Raw genomic sequence first — 23,310 nt, 5'->3', positions numbered from 1 at the left:
CGTGACTTGGCGGTCATCGTGCGGGAGATGGTCTGCATCATCTTCCAATAGCGGCGGATAGTGGCGTTATCGTATGAATCCCTTACACTCCCCCGGCCGTTCATTTTCCTTTTGAGGCTGTGCGCATGAAATTTCGTTTTCTTCTGTGGATGATGGGTTTGTTGATGGGTAAGGCCAGCCGGACAAATCCTGCGTTCCAGCAGCAGTTGGGGGACAAGGATCTGGTGTTTCAGCTGCAGACGCTGGACGGGAAAGTGGCGCGGCATTTCGTGGTGAAGAACCAGCGGGTTACCAGCAAGTCTGGGGTGGTGGCGGAGCCGGCGTTTGCGATTGCGTTCAAGGATGCGGGTTATGCCTTTGCCACGATGCAGGCGAAGAACAAGCAGTTGGCGTTTATGCAGGGGATTCAGGACAAGTCGATCCAGCTCAAGGGTAATCCGGCGCTGGTGATGTGGTTTCAGGGGTTGATGAAGTATTTGAAGCCGAGGAAGGCCAAGCCTAAGGCTTGAGCCGAGTCTTGATGAGAAGAGCTTTTGTGGCGAGGGAGCTTGCTCCCGCTGGGCTGCGGAGCGGCCCCAAAACCTGAAAGCCGAGTTTTGCCTGACACACCCTGCTGGCTGGTTTGCGACTGCTGCGCAGTCGAGCGGGACGGTGCGACGATTCGACAAGCTCCCTCGCCACAGGGGTTCAGTACATCCAGGAAACCGAGGTGGATTCTTCGCGAGCAGGCTCGCTCCCACAGGGATTTTGGTAAATCCTGGGGGAGCGGGCCTGTTTTGGTTCAGGCCTGGCTGAACTGCGAGGCCAGTTCGCGCAGCAGGACTTCGGCTTCGAGGACTTTGCTGACCACGTCGTTGGCTTTGTCGCGGGTCAGGCCGACGCGTTCGAGCAGGGCGTCGGGGATGTCTTCGTCGGGGCCGGAGCCGATGCCGCGGCTGCGCAGCAGGCGTACGGCCAGGCAGACGAGGTTCGGGTATTCGGCGTAGGCGCCGTCGTAGCTTGGGTCGTGCTGGAAGCGCAGGGCGGTGGCCAGTTCATCGGGCATGTCCCAGTAGCGCATCAGCCACGAGCCGATCTGTTCGCGGCTGATGCCCAGCAGGTGCTGCTCGATGTAGCTGTGGCACAGGTGCGGGTTGACCTCCAGGTGGCGGCAGATCAGCGAGAAGTGCGGCGGGAACACGTGAGCCAGCAGCAGGTAACCGAAGTTGTGCAGCAGACCGGCGAGGTAGGTCAGGCCGGCTTCCGGGCGCTGGGCGCGCGGCATGGCGCGGGTCAGGCCTTCGATGACGGCGGCGGTGTAGATCGATTGCTGCCAGTACGGCGTGGTGTGTTGCGGGTGGTCTTTCGGCAGGCTCAGGGTCTTGCCGAGGGCCAAGCCCAACGCGAGGTTGATCACCAGATCGAAACCGAGCACGCGAACGATCGCGTCTTCCACTGAACGGATCTTGCCCGGCGAAGCGTAGTACGGTGACGCCGCCCAGCTCACCACTTGTGCAGCCAGCGCCGGGTCGGTTTCGACCACGCCGGTGATGTCGTCGATGGTAGCGTTGGGGTCGACGCGCAGCTTGATGATTTTTTGCGCGGTTTCGGCCAGCGGCGGAATCTCGATGGTCGCTTCCAGACGCTGCTGGATCCGGCGTGCAGTGAACGCCTGCACGGCCTGGGTGATTTCCTCGCGGTCATCGTCCGGGCGGTCGAGGTTCGGGCGGATGCTGCTCAGGGCTTCGCCGAAGTTGGCGGCGCTGGCCTTGGTCAGCATGCTTTTGAAGGCTTCGCTGGTGATTTCCAGCAGCAGGCCCGGCTCGCCGGAGTTGATCAGCAGTTTCGGCTCGCGCAGCAGGCTTTCTTCGTAGAGGCACGGCGAGCTGGTCAGTGCCGGCAGGCCCGGCAGCAGGCTCAGGCTGTGTTTGCCGAGCATCTTTTCCAGGCGCTCGGTGGACACAGCGGTCAGGCGCCGGCCAGTGAGTTCGGCGAGGCGATTGAGGTCGAGCAACTGACTCTGCGGAAACAGCACCATCAGCGCGCCGACGGCATCGTCCAGCAACACGGCTTGTACCTTGCGCGAAGCGTTGAGGCCGTGGTGGTCGAGCACTTCTTCGTAGGCGATACCCAGCTTGCCGAGCAGCAGCCGAATTACAGACGGCGCGTGCGGAAGTTCGGGGGCGAGAGCTGCGTCAGTCATGGTCTGTATCCGTTTTTGAAACAATGGCAGGAGTATAACCAGCTCTGTCGGAACGATCCTGCACAAACTGCGACGGTGCTCACACTTGGCCGTATTGCTGCCCATGGCGCAGCCAGCGGTCGAGCAATGGGCTGACGTGGGTTGGCCAGCGTTCCAGCAGCGCTTGCGCGGCATCGCGCACGGCGGGCAGCAGATCGGCGTCGCGCATCAGGTCGGCGACTTTGAATTGCAGCAGACCGGTCTGACGGGTGCCGAGCATTTCGCCGGGGCCGCGCAGTTCGAGGTCTTTTTCAGCGATGACGAAACCGTCGTTGGTCTCGCGCATGATGCCCAGGCGCTGACGGCCGATTTGCGACAGCGGCGGATGGTAAAGCAGCACGCAATGGCTGACCGCGCTGCCCCGGCCAACGCGACCGCGCAACTGGTGCAACTGTGCGAGGCCGAGGCGCTCGGGGTTTTCGATGATCATCAGGCTGGCGTTGGGTACGTCCACGCCGACTTCAATCACCGTGGTGGCGACCAGCAGTTGCAGGTTGCCGGCCTTGAACTCGGCCATGACCGCGGCTTTTTCGGCAGGCTTCATGCGCCCGTGAATCAGTCCGACTTTCAGCTCGCCGAGGGCGGCGGTGAGGTCTTCGAAGGTAGTCTCGGCGGCCTGACAGGTCAGCTCTTCCGACTCTTCGATCAGGGTGCAGACCCAGTAGGCCTGACGCCCTTCGGCGCAGGCGCTGCGCACCCGTTCGATGACTTCAACGCGACGGGAATCGGTGACTAGCACGGTGTTGACCGGGGTGCGACCGGGCGGCAGTTCGTCGAGAATCGAGGTGTCGAGGTCGGCGTAGGCGCTCATCGCCAGCGTGCGCGGGATCGGCGTGGCGGTCATGATCAGTTGGTGCGGACACATGCGCCCGCCGACGCCTTTCTGCCGCAGCGCCAGACGCTGCTGCACGCCGAAGCGGTGTTGTTCGTCGATGATCACCAGTGCCAGATTCTTGAACTGCACTTCGTCCTGAAACAGCGCGTGGGTGCCGACCACCATCGGTGTGCCGCTGGCGATCTGTTCCAGCGCGGCGACGCGATTCTTGCCCTTGAGCTTGCCGGCCAGCCATGCGACGTCGATGCCCAGCGGTTCGAGCCAGCGCTTGAAGGTGATGAAGTGTTGCTCGGCGAGGATCTCGGTCGGCGCCATCAGCGCAACCTGATAACCGGCCTCCAGCGCTTGCAGTGCTGCGAGGGCGGCGACCACGGTTTTGCCCGCGCCAACGTCGCCCTGAATCAGGCGCAGCATCGGTTCGTGCTGGCTGAGGTCGTAGGCGATTTCGTTGCCCACGCGTTGTTGCGCGCCGGTCGGGTTGAAGCCGAGGTTGGCCAGGTATTTCGGTGGCAGTTTTTTCGCCTTCGGCATCGCCGGCGCGCGCAGTGAACGCATGCTCTCGCGCAGGCGCTGCTGCGACAGTTGATGGGTCAGCAGCTCTTCGAAGGCCAGCCGATGCTGGGCCCAGTGATGACCGAGGGCCAGCTCATCGACATCGGCGTCGGCGGGCGGGTTGTGCAGGTAGCGGATCGCATCGGCCAGCGGCGCCAATTGGTAGTCGCGGGCCAGTTCGGTCGGCAGCCAGTCGGGCAGAGTGTTCGGCTTGAGCAGGGTCAGGGTCTGCATGCAGAGCTGGCGCAGACGTTGTTGGGTCAGGCCTTCGGTGAGCGGGTAAACCGGGGTCAGGGTTTCGTCCACCGGCGGCGGTTCGTCACCGGTGATGGCGCGGTATTCCGGGTGGTAGATTTCCAGCCCCGAAGCGCCGGGGCGTACTTCACCGTAGCAGCGAATCCGCGTGCCGCGTTTGAGGCCTTCTTTCTGCGCATTGCTGAAATGGTAGAAGCGCAGACTCAGCCCGCCGGTGCCGTCCTGCATGCGCACGACGAGACTGCGACGCCGGCCCATGACCACGTCGGCACCGCTGACGGTGCCTTCGACCACCGCGTCCTGGCCCGGGCGCAAGTGGCCGATCGGCACCACACGGGTGCGATCCTGATAACGCAGCGGCAGGTGAAACAGCACGTCCTGGAGGTTTTCCAGGCCGACCTTGGCCAGCTTCTCGGCCATGGCTTCGCCGACACCCTTGAGTGCCGTCACCGACACTTGCGACAGCTCGGTCATGACCCTGGCTTAACCGGCTGTGACCGGTGCGGCGGGCTTGGCCACCGAGCACAGGCGAACGGAGTCGGCGAGGATCTCGATGGCTTTCGGCCGCGGGAAACTCGCGCGCCAGGCAATCGCCACGGTGCGGAACGGGACCGGCGCCGACAGCGGGCGCACTTCGATCACGCCCGGGGCGTAATGATGGCTGTCCACCGCCGACAGCGGCAGGATCGAGATGCCCAGACCGGACGCGACCATGTGGCGGATGGTCTCCAGCGAGCTGGATTCCACTGTGGTGTGCTTGGCGCCGTCGTTGCCCTTGGTCAGGGTCGGGCAGGCCTCAAGCACCTGATCGCGGAAGCAGTGGCCTTCGCCGAGCAGCAGCAGGCTCTTGTCATTGAGCAGGCCGGCGTCGATGGTTTCTTTTTGCGTCCACGGGTGCTGGGCCGGCATCAAAACGTAGAACGGCTCGTCGTACAGCGGCAGGGTCAGCACGTCGGCTTCGTTGAACGGCAGGGCGATGATGATCGCGTCGAGCTCGCCGTTGCGCAGTTTGTCGCGCAGCACGTGGGTGAAGTTTTCTTCGATGTACAACGGCATCTGCGGGGCGACCCGGTGCAGTTGTGGAATCAGGTGCGGGAACAGATACGGGCCGACGGTGTAGATCGCGCCGACTTTCAGCGGCGCGGTCAGCTGGTTCTTGCCGGCCTGGGCCAGTTCGCGGATGCCTTGGGCCTGCTCAAGGACTTTCTGCGCCTGGGCGACGATGCCTTCGCCGACAGGGGTCAGGCGCACGGCGCTTTTGCTGCGCTCGAAAATCAGCACACCGAGTTCGTCTTCAAGTTTTTTCACGCCTACCGACAGGGTCGGCTGGCTGACGTGGCAACGCTCGGCGGCGTGGCCGAAGTGCTGCTCTTGGGCGAGGGTAACGATGTAGCGTAATTCTGTGAGGGTCATAGCAAGCGTCCATGAAGTTGCGGGCCAAGCATAACGGCTGCAATCGATAGACGCACGTTATCAGACTGAGTGAGGAATGCGACACCGGGCAATGTGAGTTTGCTGTTTATGGATGAGCTGAAAAGCAAAAGATCGCAGCCTTCGGCAGCTTCACCGGGGGTACGGATACCTGTAGGAGCTGCCGAAGGCTGCGATCTTTTGATCTTGCTACTTAGCGACGACGTTCGAGCGAGTACACAAACGGCGCCACAATTTCGATCGAGCCGTTGTTCAGCATATCGGCCGGTGGCTTGGGCAGCGGTTGCGCGCGGCGGATCATTTCCAGGGTGGCCCGGTCCAGATCGGCATTACCGGAGCGGCCCACCAGTTCGAACGACAACACATTGCCTTCAGCGTCGACGACGAAACGCAGACGGTTCAAGCCTTCCTTGCCTCGCGCCTGAGCGCTGGCCGGGTACTTTTTGTACTTGGCCAAGTGCGCTAGCAGGGTGCCTTGCCAACTGGCCTTGGCAGCCATCTGCGCAGGCGACGGACCCGGTGCCGGCTGGGCGGACTTCTCCGTCGGCACCTGGGTCGGTTGCGTGTCGGCCGGTTTCTCCTCGGAAGGTTTTTCCTTCGGCGGTTCCGGTTTTTTCTCGACCGGTTTGGGCGGCTGCGGTTTCGGCTTTGGCTTGGGTTTGGGCTTCGGTACGGCAATCTCGGCCTTGGGTGCTTCAGCCAGTTTCGGAATCGGCAACTCTTCGACCGGAGCTGGTGGCTGCGGCGGTGTGACGACTTTCGGCGGAGCAGGCGGTGGCGGGGCCGGAACCGGTGCCAGCTCGACCATCATTGCCTGCGGCGGCAGTTCGATAGGCGGGCGGGCGGTCCAGTTCAGCGCCAGCGCGATGGCCAGCGCGTGAACGCCCAGCACCACGGCCAGGCTACCGCTGTAACGCGTCAGCTTATGGCGCGTCGTGATCATTTCTTGGCTGCGCTCTCAAGGCCCACCAGACCGACCTTCAGGTAACCGGCCGAACGCAATTTATCCATCACGCTCATCAGGTCGCCGTAGTCCACACCCTTGTCGGCCTGGAAGAAGATGGTGGTGTCTTTCTTGCCCTGGGTCTTGGCGTCGAGCACGGCGCCAAGGGTATCGGCGTTGACTTCGTCGTCGCCGATGTACAGGCGCTGATCAGCTTTAACGCTGAGGAACACCGGTTTCTCCGGGCGCGGCGCCGGTTTGGCGGTCGAGGCCGGCAGGTCGACTTTAATGTCCACCGTAGCCAGCGGCGCGGCCACCATGAAGATGATCAACAGCACCAGCATCACGTCGATGAACGGCGTGACGTTGATTTCGTGGTTCTCGGCCAGATCGTCGTCTGCGCCTTCTTTCAAATGCAGGCCCATGGCCGATTACCCCACTTTCACCATGTGTGGTTGCGAGCTGTTGCGCTCAGGCTGGTGATCGAGGTCACGGCTGACCAGCAACAGGACCTGCGCCGAAGCGTCGGACACCTGCGCCTTGTAGCCGGCGATGGAGCGGGCGAACACGTTGTAGATCACCACCGCAGGAATCGCAGCAACCAGACCCAGCGCGGTAGCCAGCAACGCTTCGGCGATGCCCGGCGCCACGACGGCAAGGTTGGTGGTCTGGGTTTTGGCGATGCCGATGAAGCTGTTCATGATGCCCCACACGGTGCCGAACAGGCCGACGAACGGCGCGGTGGAGCCGATGGTGGCGAGGACGCCGGTGCCGCTGCTCATGTTGCGGCCACAGGCTGCGACGAGGCGCTCAAGACGGAAGCTGACGCGCTCCTTGATGCCTTCTTTCTCGCGGCTGTTGACCGACAGGCGCATCTCTTCGAGCGCGTCGTGCACCAGCAGATTGGCCAGGGTGCCTTCCTTCGCCGCAGTGGCGCTGGCTTCCTTGAGGGTCGCGGCTTTTTTCAGCGCGGCGATTTCACCACGCAGACGACGCTTGGCGCCCATCAGCTCGAAGCCTTTGGCGATCCAGATAGTCCAGGTGATGATGGACGCGATGGCCAGACCGATCATCACGATTTTCACGATGGTGTCGGCGTTCTGGTACATGCCCCATGGCGACAGGTCATGGGCCATGCCCAACGTGTTGTCGGGTTCGAGCACTTCAGGCGCGTCGGCCGGGCTGGCGTCTACCGCCTGCACCGGGTCGGTGGTGGCTGGCGCGGCGGCGGCAGGTGCGTGTTGTTCGGTGGCAGCCGGGGCGGCTGGCGCCTGGGCATCAGCGAAGGCGGCAGTCGGTGCCAGCATCAGGCTGAGCAGCAGGGCCGCCACCGCGCTGAAGGCGCGAGGTCGTTTGGTTGGCGAAGCGGGGATTTGATTACGTGTCATGCTGGCCGGACCTGAGGTAGAAAAACGGTAATGCTCTTCCAGGCCTCGTGAGGCCGAGAACAAAAGTGGGGTGCATTATTGCAAGTAATTCTTGTTAACAAAAGTAATAGAGTTTCTTTTTTTCCTTCATTGCTAGCCGTTCGTCCTTTGTGAGGGCTAGTCTGTTCCTTTCGTTCAGGAGTTTTTTGATGTCCGCGCCTTCTGTTTTGATTGCCGGTTGTGGTGACGTCGGCAGTCGTCTGGCTACGCAATTGTTGGCCGCCGGCTGGGAGGTGCATGGTCTGCGCCGTGATGTGTCGCGTTTGCCGGATGGCGTCATCGGCGTCGCTGGTGATTTGTTCAAGGAAGATTGCCCGGAAAACTGGCCGTTCGGAGCGGTGGATTACCTGGTGTATTGCGCGGCGGCCACCGATCACGATGAAGCCGGTTATCGCGCGGCTTACGTGCAGGGTTTGCAGAATGTACTGAGTTGGCTGGACGACTATGGGCAGACGCCTGATCGGCTGATCTTCGTTTCCAGCAGCAGTGTGTACGGGCAGCAGGAAGGGGAGTGGGTCGACGAGCATTCAGCGACCGTCGCCAGCGGCTATTCCGGACGACTGATGCTTGAGGCTGAGCAAGTGGCGCTGAACAGCGGTATTCCGGCGAGCATCGTGCGCCTGACCGGCATTTACGGTCCGGGTCGTGAATGGCTGTTGACCCAGGTGCGTCGCGGTTATCGGGTGGCGGTCGAGCCGCCGCTGTACGGCAATCGCATTCACGCTGATGACGCAGCAGGGCTGATGGCGTTTCTGCTGCAGGCGGCCCATCAGGGCAAGCCGTTGCAGGATATTTATATCGGTGTGGACGATGCGCCGGCACCGCTGGCCGAAGTGGTCGCCTGGTTGCGCGAGTATCTGGGTGTCACCGATTGGGCGGAAGACGCCAGCGTACGCCGCACCGGCAGCAAGCGCTGCAGCAATGCCCGGGCGAAAGCGCTGGGCTGGACGCCGACGTATCCGAGTTACCGCGAAGGCTATGCGGCGATTCTTGAAGGTAAATGCTGACCTTCTAACGCCACAAACCACTGTGGGAGCGGGCTTGCCCGCGATGGCGGCTTGGCAGTCAACTAAAGTGTTGAGTCTGATGGCCTCATCGCTGGCAAGCCCGCTCCCACAGGGTTATATATTGTTCTCAGGCGCGGTTACTGTTTCTCAAGCAACCACTTGCGCTCACCCGGGGTGAACTGCGGCATTTCATCCGCCAGTGCGCTGTTCACTGCCTGGAAAATCTCCAGTGCCTTGCCTTTGCGGGCAAAGATCCAGTTGTTGCCCTGGCCGTTGAGCTGCAGCCACATGCTGTCGTGGTCGCTGTTCATCGAGGCGCAGTCGCCTGCCAGGCACAGGGCATAGCGGTCGGCGCCGGGCAGACCGGAAACCTGGCCGTCGGCCTGGAATTGCACAGTGTTGCCTTCGCCGTCGCCGCTGGCAATCTTCCAGCTGCCGCCCAGATAGGCCGAATACAGCGCGCGTTCGAAGCTGGCGCCGATTGGTGCGCCTTCCGGCACGGGGATTTGTGCGCGGTCGAACAACTGATCCGGTTCGTTCTCGGTGGCGGCTTGCTTCATCCGGCCGCCGTCGCGTTTCAGCTCACTGCCGGAGCTGCCATAGAAGTCGACTTTCCAGGCGCCGGACTGTTCGCCCTGCAGCCGTCCTTCGACGTTCTCGAAACCATTGGTGTAGCGGGCCTGACCGGCCTTGGTGTTGACGTCCCACTCCAGGTTCGGGCCATAGGCCTGAAGCGCTTCGCGCAGGGGGCCGCCCTTGGCAGCAGCATCGATCGCCACCTGGTTGATCCAGGTGCCGCTGATGTCACGGTCGGCGGGGTCGCTGGCACAGCCGCCGAGGAAAATGGCGAGCAGCGAGAGAGCAAGCGCTTTGCGCATGGTGGAATCCTTTCAAAACCTTTTCTTTACCGCAGAGCAGTCGGCGCAGCGTTTGAAGGCTGCGCCGTGTGCATTACTCGATGACCAGGATGGCATCCATTTCGACTTGCGAACCCTTCGGCAGGGCAGCAACGCCGATGGCGGCGCGCGCTGGGTACGGCTGATCGAAGTACTTGCCCATGATCTCGTTGACCTTGGCGAAGTGGCTCAGGTCGGTGAGGAAGATGTTCAGCTTGACGATGTCCTTGAACGAACCGCCAGCGGCTTCAGCCACGGCTTTGAGGTTCTCGAACACCTGGACGGTCTGGGCTTCGAAGCCTTCAACCAGTTCCATGGTCTTTGGGTCCAGAGGAATCTGGCCCGACATGTAGACAGTGTTGCCGGCCTTGATCGCCTGGGAGTAGGTACCGATGGCGGCTGGGGCCTTGTCGCTGGTGATAACGGTCTTGGTCATGTATGACTCCTTGTTAGGTGTGAATTAGGCACGCATGCGGGTGATGCGGATGACCCCGGTCAAGGCGCGCAGTTTCTTGATCACGCGGGCCAGGTGCACACGGTCGTGGACGCTGACCACCAGCTGGACGACGCTGATGCGGCCATCGCGCTCGTCCATGCTGATTTTCTCGATATTACCGTCGGCCGCGTTGACGCTGCTGGCCAGCAGGGCGATCAGGCCGCGCTGGTGCTCCAGCTCGACGCGCAGCTCGACGTTGAATTCGCCGGTGACATCCTTGGCCCACGAAAGCTGGATGCATTTTTCCGGGTTGTGCCGGATTTCGCTGATGTTGCGGCAGTTGTCCAGGTGCACGACCATGCCTTTGCCCGCCGACAGGTGCCCGACAATCGGGTCGCCGGGGATCGGTGTGCAGCACTTGGCATAGCTCAGGACCAGACCCTCTGTACCGCGAATCGCCAGCGGGCCTTCCGGGCTCGGCAGCTGTTCGCCTTCGCCAAGCAGGCGGCGCGCCACGACATAGGCCATGCGGTTGCCCAGACCAATGTCTTCGAGCAAATCTTCAATCAGTTCGAGGCGGTACTCGCTGAGCATCGCCTTGACGCGCTCGGCCGGGATCTTCTCCAGTGAGCTGTCGAAACCGTTGAGCACCTTGTTCAGCAGGCGTTCGCCGAGGCTGATGGACTCGGAACGACGTTGCAGTTTCAGCGCATGGCGGATGTGCGTACGTGCCTTGCCGGTGACCACGAAGTTGAGCCACGCCGGGTTCGGCCGCGCGCCGGGCGCGCTGACGATCTCGACCGTGGAGCCGCTTTGCAGCGGCTCGGACAGCGGTGCGAGGCGGCGGTTGATCCGGCAGGCGATGCAGCTGTTGCCGACATCGGTGTGCACCGCGTAGGCAAAGTCGACCGCCGTGGAGCCTTTGGGCAGCTCCATGATCCGGCCTTTGGGCGTGAACACGTAGACCTCGTCCGGGAACAGGTCGATCTTCACGCTCTCGATGAACTCCAGCGAGTTGCCGGCGCGTTGCTGCATTTCCAGCACGCCTTTGACCCACTGGCGGGCTCGGGCGTGAGTGCCTTTCGGCTGCTCGTCACCGCTGGATTTGTACAGCCAGTGGGCGGCGATGCCGTTGTTGGCCATCTCTTCCATTTCGCGGGTACGGATCTGGATTTCGATCGGTACGCCGTGCATGCCAAACAGCGTGGTGTGCAGCGACTGATAGCCGTTGGCCTTGGGGATCGCGATGTAATCCTTGAAGCGCCCCGGCAACGGTTTGTACAAATTATGCACAGCACCCAGCACGCGGTAGCAGGTATCGACCTTGTCGACGATGATCCGGAACGCGTAGACGTCCATGATCTCGTTGAAGGCCCGACGCTTGCCGCGCATTTTCTTGTAGATGCCGTAGAGGTGCTTCTGGCGGCCGCTGACTTCGCCCTGGATACCGTCGATCGCGAGGCAATGGCCGAGGGACTCTTCGATCTTGTTGACGATTTCCTTGCGGTTGCCCCGGGCGCGCTTGACCGCCTGGTAGATCCGCGCGGAACGCATCGGGTGCATCGCCTTGAAGCCGAGGTCTTCGAATTCGATACGAATGGCGTGCATGCCCAGCCGGTTGGCGATGGGCGCGTAGATTTCGAGGGTTTCCTTGGCGATCCGGCGGCGTTTTTCCCCGGACAGCACTTCCAGCGTGCGCATGTTGTGCAGGCGGTCGGCGAGTTTGACCAGGATCACGCGAATGTCGCGCGCCATGGCCATGGCCATCTTCTGGAAGTTTTCAGCCTGGGCCTCGGCCTTGGTCTCGAAGTTCATCTGGGTCAGTTTGCTGACCCCGTCGACCAGTTCGGCCACGGTTTCACCGAACTGCGCTTGCAGCGCTTCTTTGGCGATTCCGGTGTCTTCGATCACGTCATGCAGCATCGCGGCCATCAGGCTCTGATGGTCCATGTGCATGTCGGCAAGAATATTCGCCACCGCAAGAGGATGCGTGACGTACGCCTCGCCGCTGCGACGGCGCTGACCGTCATGGGCTTGTTCGGCGTAGAAATACGCTCGGCGGACCAGGTTGACCTGGTCGTTGCCGAGGTAGGTCGATAAGCGATCGGCGAGGGCGTCTATGCTCGGCATGATGACTCCTGCCGTAGGCTGTGTTCCCGCGCCGTGCTACGTCGACCAGGCATAGGCTTAGACGGCCTCGTTGGACTCGTCCTCGAACGCAGCGAAGACCGGGTCTTCGTGGACGATTTCCTGCTCGGCGATGAACTCGTAGCTCATCAGGCCTTCTGCGATTTCACGCAGGGCGACAACGGTCGGCTTGTCGTTTTCCCACTGGACCAGTGGCTCTTTGCCGCCGGTGGCCAGTTGACGGGCACGCTTGGTAGAGAGCATGACCAGCTCAAAGCGGTTTTCCACGTGTTCTAGGCAGTCTTCAACGGTTACGCGGGCCATGGTATTCCTCGGAGCGAATGCAATATGCGCGCTGCCCGGTTGGGCGAGCGGACTGAGCAGTTTAAAAAATCACCAGCGATTAGGGAAGCGCTGATTTTTTGACCAGACCCTTCAACGCGCTGCAAGCACCAATGTAAAGCGCTTGCAGCGGTTTTGGGAAGTGCTGATTAACCGAGCAGTTCGGCCAGTAATTTGCCGAAACGTACCTGCTGGCGTTTCTGTTGCAGCTGATTGGCGCGGAAAATCGCCTTCAGATCGTCCAGTGCATGGGCGAAATCGTCGTTGATGATCAGATAGTCGTACTCGACATAGTGGCTCATCTCGCTGACGGCTTCACGCATCCGGCCATCAATGATCTCGTCACTGTCCTGGCCGCGGTTGGTCAGGCGCTGGTGCAAGGCCTGCAACGACGGTGGCAGGATGAAGATCGAGCGAGCCTGCGGCATCAGCTTGCGCACTTGCTCTGCGCCTTGCCAGTCGATTTCCAGAATCAGGTCGTGACCTTCGTCCAGCGTCTGCTGCAGGCGGCTTTGCGAGGTGCCATAAAAGTTGCCGAAGACTTCGGCGCGTTCGAGGAAATCGCCGTGCTCGCCCATCTTCACGAACTCTTCGCGAGTCACGAAGTGATAGTTCACGCCGTCCACTTCACCCGGACGCATGGCGCGGGTGGTGTGGGAAATCGAGACGCGGATCTCCGGATTGGCATCGGTCAAAGCCTTGACCAGGCTGCTCTTGCCTGCGCCCGATGGCGCGGAAATGATGTACAGGGTGCCGGTGCTGTGGGTCATGTCTGTTGCCTTACTCAATATTCTGCACTTGTTCGCGCATCTGCTCGATCAACACCTTGAGGTTGACGGCGGCCTGGGTGCTGCGCGGGTCGAAGGCCTTGGAGCCCAGGGTGTTGGCTTCGCGGTTGAGTTCCTGCATCAGGAAATCCAGGCGCCGACCGGCGGCACCGCCGGACTTGAGCACCCGGCGAACTTCGATGATGTGGGTGCTCAAGCGATCCAGTTCTTCGGCCACATCGCTCTTTTGCGCGAGCATGACCATTTCCTGTTCCAGGCGCTGTGGATCCAGTTCGGCCTTCATGTCGGTGAAGCGGTCGAGGACTTTCTGACGCTGGGTCGCGAGCATCTGCGGCACCAGTTCACGCAAGGTCACGACGTCCTCTTCAATGGAAGTCAGGCGCTCGTTGATCAGGCGTGCCAGCTCCGCGCCTTCGCGCTCACGGCCGGCCTTGAGCTCCTTGAGACCTTGATTGAACAGCGCCAGCGCCTCCGCGTTCAGCGCCTGTGGATCAGTTGCGTCGGCCACCAGCACGCCGGGCCAGGCCAGCACTTCCAGCGGGTTGAGTGCTGCCGGGTTCTTGATCAGGCCGGCAACGGTTTCGGCGGCGGCGACCAGTTGCGCGGCGCGCTCGCGGTCGACTTGCAACGGCTTGCCGGTGCTTTCTTCGGTAAAGCGCAGGGTGCATTCCAGTTTGCCCCGCGAAAGCCCCTGACGCAGGGCTTCACGCACGGCACCTTCGAGGTCGCGGAACGACTCCGGCAGGCGCAGGTGCGGTTCCAGATAGCGGCTGTTGACCGAGCGCAGCTCCCAGCTCAGGGTGCCCTGGACGCCGGCTTTCTCGACGCGGGCGAAGGCGGTCATGCTGTGCACCATGGCGGTGACCTCGCAATGCAGATCGGCGCAGAAGGGATGTTCCGCAGGCTCGATATCAATGAATTTAAGCCGACTGGCAGCAAAGGCGCAGGATTGTAGCGCAGTGCGGCGGATGCGCCCAAACACACGGTGTGACAAAGGGCTGCAGGCCGTCGGTTATGCGAGTTTCAGGGCCCTGGGTCGACGGTTGGAATTTTTAACCCGTGCCCAGGCGCGGTGCAGCGCTCTATAATGCTCGGCAGTTTTCCGTCCCCAGTACAGGTATTCCCTATGAAACGTCCAAGTGGTCGCGCTGCCGATCAGCTTCGCTCGATCCGCATTACCCGCAACTACACCAAACACGCCGAGGGATCCGTACTGGTCGAATTCGGTGATACCAAGGTCATCTGCACCGTCAGCGTCGAAAACGGCGTGCCGCGCTTCCTCAAAGGCCAGGGCCAGGGCTGGTTGACTGCCGAATACGGCATGCTGCCGCGCGCCACTGGCGAGCGTAACCAGCGTGAAGCGAGCCGTGGCAAGCAGGGCGGCCGGACCCTGGAAATCCAGCGTCTGATCGGTCGTTCCCTGCGCGCTGCGCTGGACATGTCCAAGCTGGGCGACGTCACCCTGTACGTCGACTGCGACGTGATCCAGGCTGACGGCGGCACCCGCACCGCCTCCATCACCGGCGCTATGGTGGCGCTGGTCGATGCGTTGAAAGTGATCAAGAAGCGCGGCGGCCTGAAGGGCGGCGACCCGCTCAAGCAAATGATCGGCGCCGTGTCGGTCGGCATGTATCAGGGTGAGCCGGTGCTGGATCTGGACTATCTTGAAGATTCCGCCGCCGAGACCGATCTCAACGTGGTGATGACCAGCACCGGTGGCTTCATCGAAGTCCAGGGCACCGCCGAAGGCGCGCCGTTCCAGCCTGAAGATCTGAACGCCATGCTGGAACTGGCCAAGAAAGGCATGAACGAAATCTTCGAACTGCAAAAGGCTGCACTGGCCGACTGAGCAGGTTCGTAACCCGCAAGGAGGACACGATGAGTGATGAGCAAGAGTTACTGCCCAAGCCGAGCCAGGAGGTTCGCCAGTGGGCGATGTTTTGTCACTTGTCCGCCTTGCTGGGGATCTGGATTCCGTTCGGCAACCTGATCGGGCCGCTGATCCTGTGGCAGATGAAGCGCGAGACCGATCCATTCATCGACGCTCAGGGCAAGGAAGCGCTGAACTTTCAGATCACCGTGGCGATTGCTGCCGCGATCTGTCTGCTGCTGATGGTGTTGATCATCGGCTTCTTCTTGCTGGGTCTGCTGGCCATCGGCGCATTGGTGCTGACGATCATTGCCGGGGTGAAGGCAAACGAAGGCTTTCCCTACCGTTATCCATTCACATGGCGACTGATCAAATAACGATCAATGCAAAACCTCTTGGCTCGCAAAGTTTTAATGCAAATGCCCTGACCTGTCAGGGCGTTTGTGTTTTTGCAACTCGAATAATTACTCTTTCGTGTAGGAACAGTTCTATCTGCGACAAGCGGTAGTGGGTATTTTTTATATATTTAACGCCTACACTTTTAGTCACAACTGCAACGCTTTAACGCGATCTCAGTCCTTGGCAACAGGACTTGTCGATTGTTAAGGTTGCTCCGCGCAACGTTGCTTCAGAAATATCTCGATATATTCAAGCCATCGAAGGCCCTTGAATTTCAAATCAATCAGTGTTGAGACAATCAGCCGATTCAATGGGTGTGCGCGGGTAAAAAGTGCGCCTGATGAATAAATAGCCAAGAATATCCCCAATGATCCAGCTCGATTTTTATGGAACGCTCGTGGCCGCCTCTCTGGTGCTATTACTGGGGCGCGGACTTATTGCACGAGTCAGTTTTCTGCGTAATTACAATATCCCTGAACCCGTCGCCGGTGGACTGGTGGTTGCGCTGGGTTTATTGATGTTGCGAACTTTTGATATAGAAATCAGATTTGATACTTCACTGCAGACGCCGTTGATGTTGGCGTTCTTTGCCACAATCGGTTTGAGCGCAGACTTTGCCAGCCTGAAAAAGGGTGGTCGCGTAGTCGGCATATTTCTACTGGCGGTTACCGGGCTCCTGGTGGTTCAGAACGCCTTGGGCATTGGCCTTGCCAAAACGTTGGGTCTTGATCCGTTGATGGGGCTCCTGACGGGTTCAATCACACTTGCGGGCGGTCACGGTACGGGGGCGGCGTGGGGCACGGTATTCAGTGAAAAGTACGGTCTCGCTTCGGCCTCCGAGCTTGCAATTGCGTCGGCGACCTTCGGCCTGGTTTTGGGTGGTTTGATTGGTGGGCCGGTGGCTCGCCTGCTCATAAAGCGCGTTGCGCTGCCCGGTTGCCAGCCTCAACAAACGCCACGGATGCCAAAGGGTTTCGAGCAGCCGAACAAGGAGCGTTCGATTACGCCCTTTTCGTTTATCGAGACACTGGCATTGATTGCGGTCAGTTTATTGGCGGGCAATCTTCTGAATGGCTTTTTGCACGGAACCGCATTCGAGTTGCCGACATTCGTCTGCGTTTTGTTCGTGGGAGTGGTGCTACGTAACGGGCTATCGGCGCTGGGCCTGTATCAGGTATTCGAGCGTGAAGTGTCGGTGCTGGGCAATGTCAGCCTGTCGCTGTTTCTGGCAATTGCCTTGATGTCTCTCAAACTCTGGGATCTGGCAGCGTTGGCGCTGCCGATATTCATCATCCTGGCTGCGCAAACGTTGGTCATGGCGCTGTTTGCGATTTTTGTGACATTCAGAGTGATGGGCAGTAACTACGACGCGGCGGTTCTGGCGGCGGGGCATTGCGGTTTTGGCCTGGGCGCAACGCCAACGGCCATTGCCAACATGCAGGCGGTGACGCAGCGTTTCGGGCCTTCGCAGATTGCATTTCTGGTTGTGCCGATGGTCGGTGCATTCTTCATCGACATCATCAACGTGATCGTCATCAAGCTTTACCTGGCCTTGCCGTTTTTTGTCGCCGTCTGAGGTCTGGACTGCTTCAGGCGCGGTATAAAAAATGCCCGTATCTCGCGATACGGGCATTTTTTAACGACGGATCGACGCTTAGATGGTCAGCGTCCAGTCGTAGTCGACGATCAGCGGCGCGTGCTGCGAGAAACGTGGCTGTCGCGGCAGGCGCGCGCTGCGTACGAAACGGCGCAGGCCCGGGGTCAGCAGCTGGTAGTCGAAGCGCCAGCCCAGATTCAGCATCTCGGCCTGTTCGTTGTCCGGCCACCAGCTGTACTGGTCGCCTTCGCGGCTGACTTCGCGCAGGGCATCGACATAGCCCATGTTGCCGACAATCTCGTCCATCCAGGCGCGTTCAGGCGCAAGGAAGCCCGGGGATTGCTGGCTGTCGCGCCAGTTCTTGATGTCGAGCTTCTGCTGCGCAACGTACAGCGAGCCACAATAAATGTACTCGCGACGTTTACGCCGCTGCTTGTCCAGGTACTTGCCGAAGTCGTCCATGAGCTTGAACTTCTGGTTCAAGTCCTCATCGCCGTTCATCCCCGAAGGAAGCAGCAAGGTGGCAATACTGACTTTGTCGAAATCTGCTTGCAGGTAGCGCCCGTAGCGGTCGGCCGTCTCGAAACCGAGACCGCTGATGACAGCCTTCGGTTGCAACCGCGAATACAAAGCCACGCCACCTTGGGCAGGGACTTCAGCATCGCAGGCATAAAGGAAGTAGCCATCCAGTTGGAAGGCTGGGTCATCCAGTTCAAAGGCGGAGGCACGGGTGTCCTGCAGGCAGATGACGTCGGCATTCTGTGCTTGCAGCCAACTGAGCAAACCACGCTCGACTGCAGCCTGAATACCATTGACGTTCACACTGATGATCCGCATAAATGGCCCCAAAAATCGCGTGCGTGTATGATACACGGCGTCAAGCTAATTAGCTAAATCCGTGGTATTTGGGGTTTTTTTCATGCAAGCGTATCAGCGCGATTTCATTCGTTTTGCCATCGATCGCGGCGTTTTGCGCTTCGGTGAGTTCACCCTGAAGTCCGGGCGCACCAGTCCTTACTTCTTCAATGCCGGCCTGTTCAACTCCGGTTCCGCCCTGGCGCAGCTGGGGCGTTTCTACGCGGCAGCCATTGCCGAAAGCGGCATTCCGTTCGACGTGCTGTTTGGCCCGGCCTACAAAGGCATCCCGCTGGCAGCGACCACCGCTGTCGCGCTGGCCGAGCATCACGACCGCGACCTGCCATGGTGCTTCAACCGCAAGGAAGCCAAGGCCCACGGCGAAGGCGGCAGCCTGGTCGGCGCGCCGTTGACCGGCGAAGTGCTGATCATCGACGACGTGATCACTGCCGGCACCGCGATCCGCGAAGTGATGCAGATCATCGCTTCCCAGGACGGCGCCAAGGCCGCCGGCGTGCTGATCGCCCTGAACCGTCAGGAGCGTGGCAACGGTGAGTTGTCGGCAATCCAGGAAGTTGAGCGTGACTTCGGTATTCCGGTGATCAGCATCGTTTCGCTGAACCAGGTGCTGGAATTCCTCGCCGACGATCCGCAGCTCAAGCAGCATCTGCCCGCCGTGGAAGCGTATCGCGCCCAGTTCGGCGTGTAAGCGCATCCCCCGCTGTAGGAGCTGCCGAAGGCTGCGATCTTTTGATCTTGTTTTTGAAAGCAAACGTCAAAAGATCGCAGCCTACGGCAGCTCCTACAGAGATCGCAGGCAAAAAAAGACCTCGTCCAGTCAGGCTGGACGGGGTCTTTTTGTTTGCAGTTAGTGCAGGTTTCGCCATTTTCCAAGCAATTTCAACGTCAGTCTTGTGTTAATCAGCGTAAAGGCCAGCAACGCCGCCACCACCATTACATATAACGTGCGATCAACATCGAAGTCCCACAGCGCCAGTCTGCTGCTTTGAATAATGCGCACGGCGGCGGGCAGGTTGATGTAAAACAGCGCGGCAAAGGCGCACGTCAGCGGCAATGCACAGCCCAGCAACGTCCCTATGACCTTTTCCCTGCTGCGCTTTCTGGCCTGAAGACCTGACTGATATTCATCCTGCGCCATGGCCTCTGTCAGCTTCGGCCAGGCCAGGTTGAACAGAAAAGTGGTCAGGGTCAGCAGCAAGCCGCTGACCGCGACGATGTCACTGAACGGCATTGAGGCCCAGTGTTGCGCACAGCAAATCGTGAGAGTCTTCGCTGATCTCAAACTGCCCGGCGCTGCCTTTGCGTTTGGTGATGGGCTTGAAGGTCGGCTCATTCTGGGTGATCAGCATGTTCAGCTCATCACGAATCACGTCCGAGCTGATGACCACCAGATATACGGTTTGCGCATATTCAGCCGACGCCACGACCGCCCGCATGCTGTGCTGCAGGATGTCATCGAGTTGATTGCGAAAGCGCGACACGGTGTTTTTCAGCAGGGTTTTGCTTTGGCTTTGAGTCAGCTGGAAGATCGTCGAGATTTGCGATTCAGTCGGCAAGGTCTGCCCGAAGTAGCTTTGAATCAGGTACAGCAGGCGATCCTGCTTGGCCTCATCGGCCCGGCTGGGCATGCCACCCTCGACCAGCATTTTCAGGTATTCGGTCAGGCTGGCCTTGGCGATGCGCTGAAGGGCGTTGGCAATTTCCGCGTCGCCAATACGCAAGGTCTTCTTGACCGGTTCCTTTTGTTCCTGCTCGAAAGCGTCCGCGTCGATATTGAAAGATATCTGCATGGCTCGTCTCCCTTGTTTATTTGGAAGATTGGCCCGGATACGGATCGGCAGCAGCGTCGCCCTGGCCCGTCAGGATGTTCCAGCCATTGAGCACGTGGGTGCTGGGTTGGTAGTCAGGGCAGGGCGGCAGTGAAGTTTTCGACTGATTGGAATACTCGCGTCCGCAGTCTGCACATTCATAGGTGCCTGCGGAAACATCGCTGCCGTACGGTACGCGGTTTTTTTGCATGGGGAAGATCTCCTGTGGGTTCAGGGAAGATCCTAGGGCGATTTGTTCTGAGGAGATGTCGGACGTTTCGCTGAGTGGAGTCAGACGCTTCTTGCAGGCATAAAAAAGATCGCAGACTTCGTCAGTTCCTACAGAAATTTCATACATACGAAATTTGCTTTTGCAGGAGCTGCCGCAGGCTGCGATCTTTTGTGTTTCAGCGATCAGTGACGCTTGCGATTGCTGATCAGCGTGCCCACACCGGTGTCGGTGAAGATTTCCAGCAGAATCGCGTTCGGTACGCGGCCGTCGATGATCAGCGAGCTGCCAACACCGCCCTGAACCGCTTCCAGTGCGCAGCGGATCTTCGGCAGCATGCCGCCGTAGATGGTGCCGTCGGCGATCAGATCGTCGACCTGCTGGGTGCTCAGGCCGGTCAACACGGTGCCGGACTTGTCCATCAGGCCGGCGATGTTGGTCAGCAGCATCAGCTTCTCGGCTTTCAGCGCTTCGGCGACTTTACCGGCCACCAGGTCGGCGTTGATGTTGTACGACTCGCCGTTCTCACCCACGCCGATTGGCGCGATCACCGGGATGAAGTTGCCTTTGACCAGCAGGTTCAGCAGCTCGGTGTTGATCCCGACCACTTCGCCCACCTGACCGATGTCGATGATTTCCGGCTGGGTCATCTCCGGGGTCTGGCGGGTGACGGTCAGTTTCTTCGCCCGAATCAGCCCGGCGTCTTTACCGGTCAGGCCAATCGCGCTGCCGCCATGACGGTTGATCAGGTTGACGATGCTTTTGTTGACCTGACCGCCGAGGACCATTTCCACCACGTCCATGGTCGCGGCGTCGGTGACGCGCATGCCGTCGACGAAGTGGCTTTCGATCGACAGGCGCTTGAGCAGATCACCGATCTGCGGGCCGCCACCGTGAACCACCACCGGGTTGATGCCCACGGCTTTCATCAAAACGATGTCGCGGGCGAAGCCGGTTTTCAGCTCCTCGCTTTCCATCGCGTTGCCGCCGTATTTGATCACCAGGGTCTTGCCGACATAACGTCGGATGTAAGGCAACGCTTCGGACAGGACCTGGGCGGTGTGGGCGGCGGCTTCGCGTTCGAGGGTCATTCAGGGCTCCGGGTGAATCAGAACGGTAGTTGGAGATCAGGTGCAACGCGTATCAGTTGGGCGTGGAACACAGCCTTGATACGCGCAAGTTCTGCCTCGTCATCGGCCTCGAAACGCAGCACCAGCACCGGTGTGGTGTTGGAGGCGCGCACCAGGCCCCAGCCTTTGGCGTAATCGACTCGCACGCCGTCGATGGTGGTCAGGTCAGCGCCTGGGCCCCACTGTGCGTCGTGCAGTGCATCAATGATGCTGAATTTGCTCTCTTCGGTCACATGGATATTGATTTCCGGCGTAGAAATATCGTTCGGGAAGGTCGCAAACAGCTCTTCGGCGGTGGATTTTTCCTTGCTGAGGATCTCCAGCAGCCGTGCGGCGCTGTAGATGCCATCGTCGAAACCGAACCAGCGTTCCTTGAAGAAGATGTGCCCGCTCATCTCACCGGCCAATAGAGCACCGGATTGTTTCATTTTCTTTTTGATCAACGAATGGCCAGTCTTCCACATTAGCGGGCGACCACCGTACTCCTTGATCAGTGGCACCAGGCGCCGGGTGCATTTGACGTCGAAGATGATTTCCGCGTCCGGGTTGCGCGCCACCACGTCGCGGGCGAACAGCATCAGCAGACGGTCGGGGTAGACGATGCTGCCGGTGTTGGTCACCACGCCGACGCGGTCGCCATCGCCGTCGAAGGCCAGGCCGATGTCGGCGTTGGTTTCCTTGACCTTGGCGATCAGGTCGACGAGGTTCTCGGGCTTGCCCGGATCCGGGTGATGGTTGGGGAAGTTGCCGTCGACTTCGCAGAACAGCGGAATGACTTCGCAGTTCAGCGCTTCGATCAGTTGCGGGGCAATCACGCCGGCCGCGCCGTTGCCGCAGTCGACCACGACTTTCAGGCGTCGGGCCAGTTTGACGTCCTGGACGATTTCGGTGGTGTAGCGGTCAAGGATTTCGACCTGGGTCACGCTGCCTTGGCCGCTGCTCAGATCGTTGGTCTTGATGCGCTCGTGCAGCACCTGAATCTGTTCGTTGGCGAGGGTGTCGCCGGCGATCACGATCTTGAAACCGTTGTAGTTCGACGGGTTATGGCTGCCGGTGAGCATTACCCCGGATTTGCCGGCCAATACGTTCGCCGCGTAATACAGCGCAGGCGTCGGTACCAGGCCGACGTCGCTGACGTGGCAGCCGCTTTCGGCGATACCGCGGATCAGTTCTGCAACCAACTCCGGGCCGGACAGGCGGCCGTCGCGACCGACGGAAACGTTCGGTTCGCCCTGGGCCAGGCTCTGCGAGCCGATAGCGCGGCCGATCCAGTAGGCGGTTTCGGCATTGAGGAATTCCGGCACGGTGCCGCGAATGTCATAGGCGCGGAAGATGCTGTCGGGTAGCTGCGGGGCGATCTTGGCGGGGGTGCTCATCTGCACAAATGCTCCATCTCGAAAGTGGCGGGACACACCGACGATTCACTCGGCGGCAGGCTCAAACTGAAGGGTATGACGGCGTTTTCCACAGAGAGTTCGTGGTGTGAAAGGGCCATGACGCCTTGTCTGGCGTGGCTTGCGGCCGGCAAAACCTTGATTTCTGGCGGTAAACCTTCCGCTTGAATCTGCACAAATTTCCTCTGTAGGAGCTGCCGCAGGCTGCGATCTTTTGATCTTGCTCTTAAAAAACAAAGTCAAAAGATCGCAGCCTGCGGCAGCTCCTACAGGGGGCGTTATCCGGTTATTTAGTGCCGGTATGGCCAAATCCGCCCGCGCCGCGCTCGGTTTCGACGAACTCTTCAACCATTTCGAAATGCGCCTGCACCACCGGAACCAGCACCAGTTGCGCCAGACGCTCGCCGACGGTCATGGTGAAGTCGTTCTGGCCACGGTTCCAGCAGGACACCATTAGCGGGCCTTGGTAATCCGAGTCGATCAGGCCGACGAGGTTGCCCAGCACGATGCCATGCTTATGGCCCATGCCCGAGCGCGGCAGGATCAGGGCGGCGAGGTTCGGGTCGCCGATGTAGACCGACAGACCGGTAGGGATCAGCACGGTTTCCCCCGGCTTGATCACGATGTCCTGTTCCAGCATGGCGCGCAGGTCGAGGCCGGCTGAGCCCGGGGTGGCGTATTGCGGCAGCGGGAATTCTGTACCGATGCGTGGGTCGAGGATCTTGGCTTGCAAAGCGTGCATGTAAA

General features: G+C 60.3%; 24 protein-coding genes and 1 pseudogene. 6 read left to right on the top strand and 19 right to left on the bottom strand.

Annotated features, from left to right (window positions below):
• The first annotated feature begins 125 nt into the window (after window positions 1-125).
• Entirely contained in the window at window positions 126-509 is a 384-nt protein-coding gene (locus tag LOY52_RS26525; protein WP_003229522.1) for a helicase, read from the top strand.
• A gap of 272 nt (window positions 510-781) precedes the next feature.
• Here LOY52_RS26525 and LOY52_RS26520 read toward each other — a convergent pair whose 3' ends face one another.
• The 6 genes from LOY52_RS26520 to exbB all read right to left on the bottom strand — a co-directional run bounded on the left by LOY52_RS26520 (window position 782) and on the right by exbB (window position 7,625).
• Window positions 782-2,182, bottom strand: a complete 1,401-nt coding sequence (locus LOY52_RS26520) for an aminoacyl-tRNA deacylase and HDOD domain-containing protein (RefSeq protein WP_095137709.1) — start codon at window positions 2,180-2,182, stop codon at window positions 782-784.
• A 79-nt stretch (window positions 2,183-2,261) separates the two neighbouring features.
• A complete protein-coding gene (gene recG / locus LOY52_RS26515) occupies window positions 2,262-4,337 on the bottom strand; it encodes an ATP-dependent DNA helicase RecG (protein ID WP_258677300.1) in 2,076 nt (691 codons plus the stop codon).
• 9 nt (window positions 4,338-4,346) lie between these two features.
• The gene (locus tag LOY52_RS26510; RefSeq protein WP_258677297.1) at window positions 4,347-5,276 is read right to left on the bottom strand and encodes a hydrogen peroxide-inducible genes activator; all 930 of its coding nucleotides are present in this window, start codon (window positions 5,274-5,276) and stop codon (window positions 4,347-4,349) included.
• A 211-nt stretch (window positions 5,277-5,487) separates the two neighbouring features.
• On the bottom strand, window positions 5,488-6,237 hold the full coding sequence (locus tag LOY52_RS26505) for an energy transducer TonB (RefSeq protein WP_258677293.1): 750 nt from the start codon (window positions 6,235-6,237) through the stop codon (window positions 5,488-5,490).
• Window positions 6,234-6,662: a TonB system transport protein ExbD gene (gene exbD / locus LOY52_RS26500; RefSeq protein ID WP_007962355.1), complete on the bottom strand. Its 429-nt coding sequence runs from the start codon at window positions 6,660-6,662 to the stop codon at window positions 6,234-6,236. The genes LOY52_RS26505 and exbD overlap by 4 nt, the downstream gene beginning before the upstream one ends.
• 6 nt (window positions 6,663-6,668) lie before the next feature.
• Entirely contained in the window at window positions 6,669-7,625 is a 957-nt protein-coding gene (gene exbB, locus LOY52_RS26495; protein WP_258677289.1) for a tonB-system energizer ExbB, read from the bottom strand.
• Window positions 7,626-7,813: 188 nt separating this feature from the next.
• On the opposite strand from exbB, the gene LOY52_RS26490 reads away from it, so the two are divergent.
• On the top strand, window positions 7,814-8,671 hold the full coding sequence (locus LOY52_RS26490) for an SDR family oxidoreductase (protein WP_258677286.1): 858 nt from the start codon (window positions 7,814-7,816) through the stop codon (window positions 8,669-8,671).
• A gap of 137 nt (window positions 8,672-8,808) precedes the next feature.
• Here the strand turns inward: LOY52_RS26490 and LOY52_RS26485 are convergent, their stop codons facing one another.
• The 6 genes from LOY52_RS26485 to LOY52_RS26460 all read right to left on the bottom strand — a co-directional run bounded on the left by LOY52_RS26485 (window position 8,809) and on the right by LOY52_RS26460 (window position 14,116).
• Window positions 8,809-9,549, bottom strand: coding sequence for a hypothetical protein (locus LOY52_RS26485; protein WP_007962358.1), 741 nt, complete (start codon window positions 9,547-9,549; stop codon window positions 8,809-8,811).
• Between the two features lie 73 nt (window positions 9,550-9,622).
• Window positions 9,623-10,003, bottom strand: coding sequence for a RidA family protein (locus tag LOY52_RS26480; protein ID WP_003229509.1), 381 nt, complete (start codon window positions 10,001-10,003; stop codon window positions 9,623-9,625).
• A gap of 24 nt (window positions 10,004-10,027) precedes the next feature.
• Window positions 10,028-12,133, bottom strand: a complete 2,106-nt coding sequence (gene spoT, locus LOY52_RS26475; RefSeq protein WP_025112705.1) for a bifunctional GTP diphosphokinase/guanosine-3',5'-bis pyrophosphate 3'-pyrophosphohydrolase — start codon at window positions 12,131-12,133, stop codon at window positions 10,028-10,030.
• Window positions 12,134-12,190: 57 nt separating this feature from the next.
• Complete coding sequence (rpoZ, locus tag LOY52_RS26470; protein WP_003229503.1) at window positions 12,191-12,454, bottom strand: DNA-directed RNA polymerase subunit omega; 264 nt, start codon at window positions 12,452-12,454, stop codon at window positions 12,191-12,193.
• A 167-nt stretch (window positions 12,455-12,621) separates the two neighbouring features.
• A complete protein-coding gene (gmk, locus tag LOY52_RS26465; RefSeq protein WP_003229498.1) occupies window positions 12,622-13,242 on the bottom strand; it encodes a guanylate kinase in 621 nt (206 codons plus the stop codon).
• Between the two features lie 10 nt (window positions 13,243-13,252).
• Entirely contained in the window at window positions 13,253-14,116 is an 864-nt protein-coding gene (locus tag LOY52_RS26460) for a YicC/YloC family endoribonuclease (protein ID WP_102356281.1), read from the bottom strand.
• Window positions 14,117-14,386: 270 nt separating this feature from the next.
• Here LOY52_RS26460 and rph point away from each other — a divergent pair, with 270 nt between their 5' ends.
• From rph to gltS, 3 genes are all read left to right on the top strand, one after another.
• Window positions 14,387-15,109 carry a ribonuclease PH gene (rph, locus tag LOY52_RS26455; protein ID WP_027610407.1) on the top strand — a complete coding sequence of 241 codons (723 nt, stop codon included), beginning with the start codon at window positions 14,387-14,389 and terminating at the stop codon, window positions 15,107-15,109.
• A 29-nt stretch (window positions 15,110-15,138) separates the two neighbouring features.
• Complete coding sequence (locus tag LOY52_RS26450) at window positions 15,139-15,507, top strand: DUF4870 domain-containing protein (RefSeq protein ID WP_003229492.1); 369 nt, start codon at window positions 15,139-15,141, stop codon at window positions 15,505-15,507.
• 389 nt (window positions 15,508-15,896) lie between these two features.
• Window positions 15,897-17,105: a sodium/glutamate symporter gene (gltS, locus tag LOY52_RS26445; protein WP_258677284.1), complete on the top strand. Its 1,209-nt coding sequence runs from the start codon at window positions 15,897-15,899 to the stop codon at window positions 17,103-17,105.
• Window positions 17,106-17,183: 78 nt separating this feature from the next.
• Here gltS and LOY52_RS26440 read toward each other — a convergent pair whose 3' ends face one another.
• Complete coding sequence (locus tag LOY52_RS26440) at window positions 17,184-17,963, bottom strand: exodeoxyribonuclease III (RefSeq protein WP_003229491.1); 780 nt, start codon at window positions 17,961-17,963, stop codon at window positions 17,184-17,186.
• A gap of 82 nt (window positions 17,964-18,045) precedes the next feature.
• On the opposite strand from LOY52_RS26440, the gene pyrE reads away from it, so the two are divergent.
• Window positions 18,046-18,690, top strand: a complete 645-nt coding sequence (gene pyrE / locus LOY52_RS26435; protein WP_042608114.1) for an orotate phosphoribosyltransferase — start codon at window positions 18,046-18,048, stop codon at window positions 18,688-18,690.
• A gap of 159 nt (window positions 18,691-18,849) precedes the next feature.
• On the opposite strand, the gene LOY52_RS26430 is transcribed toward pyrE, so the two are convergent.
• The 6 genes and pseudogenes from LOY52_RS26430 to dut all read right to left on the bottom strand — a co-directional run bounded on the left by LOY52_RS26430 (window position 18,850) and on the right by dut (window position 23,305).
• On the bottom strand, window positions 18,850-19,233 hold the full coding sequence (locus LOY52_RS26430; RefSeq protein WP_258677281.1) for a hypothetical protein: 384 nt from the start codon (window positions 19,231-19,233) through the stop codon (window positions 18,850-18,852).
• Window positions 19,220-19,792 (bottom strand): hypothetical protein, encoded by a 573-nt coding sequence (locus LOY52_RS26425; RefSeq protein ID WP_095137700.1) that lies wholly within the window; start codon window positions 19,790-19,792, stop codon window positions 19,220-19,222. Before LOY52_RS26425 ends, LOY52_RS26430 begins: the two co-directional genes overlap by 14 nt.
• 16 nt (window positions 19,793-19,808) lie before the next feature.
• Window positions 19,809-20,021 carry a hypothetical protein gene (locus LOY52_RS27340; RefSeq protein ID WP_309474954.1) on the bottom strand — a complete coding sequence of 71 codons (213 nt, stop codon included), beginning with the start codon at window positions 20,019-20,021 and terminating at the stop codon, window positions 19,809-19,811.
• Between the two features lie 203 nt (window positions 20,022-20,224).
• Entirely contained in the window at window positions 20,225-21,130 is a 906-nt protein-coding gene (argB, locus tag LOY52_RS26415; RefSeq protein WP_007962366.1) for an acetylglutamate kinase, read from the bottom strand.
• Window positions 21,131-21,147: 17 nt separating this feature from the next.
• A pseudogene (locus tag LOY52_RS26410) lies at window positions 21,148-22,524 on the bottom strand (phosphomannomutase/phosphoglucomutase); the annotation flags it as partial.
• A 325-nt stretch (window positions 22,525-22,849) separates the two neighbouring features.
• A complete protein-coding gene (gene dut / locus LOY52_RS26405; protein ID WP_047596787.1) occupies window positions 22,850-23,305 on the bottom strand; it encodes a dUTP diphosphatase in 456 nt (151 codons plus the stop codon).
• Window positions 23,306-23,310: the final 5 nt, after the last annotated feature.

It is taken from the genome of Pseudomonas sp. B21-051, assembly GCF_024748795.1.
Classification (GTDB): Bacteria; Pseudomonadota; Gammaproteobacteria; order Pseudomonadales; family Pseudomonadaceae; genus Aquipseudomonas; species Aquipseudomonas putida_A.
The sequence above is the reverse complement of the archived record's forward strand: the minus strand, read 5'-3'. Positions and strand labels throughout refer to the sequence as shown.

Coding starts and splice junctions, on each gene's coding strand:
- LOY52_RS26510 (WP_258677297.1), bottom strand. CDS start 5,276: ATGACCCTCACAGAATTACGCTACATCGTTACCCTCGCCCAAGAGCAG.
- rpoZ (WP_003229503.1), bottom strand. CDS start 12,454: ATGGCCCGCGTAACCGTTGAAGACTGCCTAGAACACGTGGAAAACCGC.
- LOY52_RS26425 (WP_095137700.1), bottom strand. CDS start 19,792: ATGCAGATATCTTTCAATATCGACGCGGACGCTTTCGAGCAGGAACAA.
- LOY52_RS27340 (WP_309474954.1), bottom strand. CDS start 20,021: ATGCAAAAAAACCGCGTACCGTACGGCAGCGATGTTTCCGCAGGCACC.
- LOY52_RS26525 (WP_003229522.1), top strand. CDS start 126: ATGAAATTTCGTTTTCTTCTGTGGATGATGGGTTTGTTGATGGGTAAG.
- argB (WP_007962366.1), bottom strand. CDS start 21,130: ATGACCCTCGAACGCGAAGCCGCCGCCCACACCGCCCAGGTCCTGTCC.
- spoT (WP_025112705.1), bottom strand. CDS start 12,133: ATGCCGAGCATAGACGCCCTCGCCGATCGCTTATCGACCTACCTCGGC.
- LOY52_RS26460 (WP_102356281.1), bottom strand. CDS start 14,116: ATGGTGCACAGCATGACCGCCTTCGCCCGCGTCGAGAAAGCCGGCGTC.
- exbB (WP_258677289.1), bottom strand. CDS start 7,625: ATGACACGTAATCAAATCCCCGCTTCGCCAACCAAACGACCTCGCGCC.
- exbD (WP_007962355.1), bottom strand. CDS start 6,662: ATGGGCCTGCATTTGAAAGAAGGCGCAGACGACGATCTGGCCGAGAAC.
- LOY52_RS26430 (WP_258677281.1), bottom strand. CDS start 19,233: ATGCCGTTCAGTGACATCGTCGCGGTCAGCGGCTTGCTGCTGACCCTG.
- recG (WP_258677300.1), bottom strand. CDS start 4,337: ATGACCGAGCTGTCGCAAGTGTCGGTGACGGCACTCAAGGGTGTCGGC.
- pyrE (WP_042608114.1), top strand. CDS start 18,046: ATGCAAGCGTATCAGCGCGATTTCATTCGTTTTGCCATCGATCGCGGC.
- gmk (WP_003229498.1), bottom strand. CDS start 13,242: ATGACCCACAGCACCGGCACCCTGTACATCATTTCCGCGCCATCGGGC.
- LOY52_RS26440 (WP_003229491.1), bottom strand. CDS start 17,963: ATGCGGATCATCAGTGTGAACGTCAATGGTATTCAGGCTGCAGTCGAG.
- dut (WP_047596787.1), bottom strand. CDS start 23,305: ATGCACGCTTTGCAAGCCAAGATCCTCGACCCACGCATCGGTACAGAA.
- rph (WP_027610407.1), top strand. CDS start 14,387: ATGAAACGTCCAAGTGGTCGCGCTGCCGATCAGCTTCGCTCGATCCGC.
- LOY52_RS26450 (WP_003229492.1), top strand. CDS start 15,139: ATGAGTGATGAGCAAGAGTTACTGCCCAAGCCGAGCCAGGAGGTTCGC.
- LOY52_RS26505 (WP_258677293.1), bottom strand. CDS start 6,237: ATGATCACGACGCGCCATAAGCTGACGCGTTACAGCGGTAGCCTGGCC.
- LOY52_RS26490 (WP_258677286.1), top strand. CDS start 7,814: ATGTCCGCGCCTTCTGTTTTGATTGCCGGTTGTGGTGACGTCGGCAGT.
- LOY52_RS26520 (WP_095137709.1), bottom strand. CDS start 2,182: ATGACTGACGCAGCTCTCGCCCCCGAACTTCCGCACGCGCCGTCTGTA.
- gltS (WP_258677284.1), top strand. CDS start 15,897: ATGATCCAGCTCGATTTTTATGGAACGCTCGTGGCCGCCTCTCTGGTG.
- LOY52_RS26485 (WP_007962358.1), bottom strand. CDS start 9,549: ATGCGCAAAGCGCTTGCTCTCTCGCTGCTCGCCATTTTCCTCGGCGGC.
- LOY52_RS26480 (WP_003229509.1), bottom strand. CDS start 10,003: ATGACCAAGACCGTTATCACCAGCGACAAGGCCCCAGCCGCCATCGGT.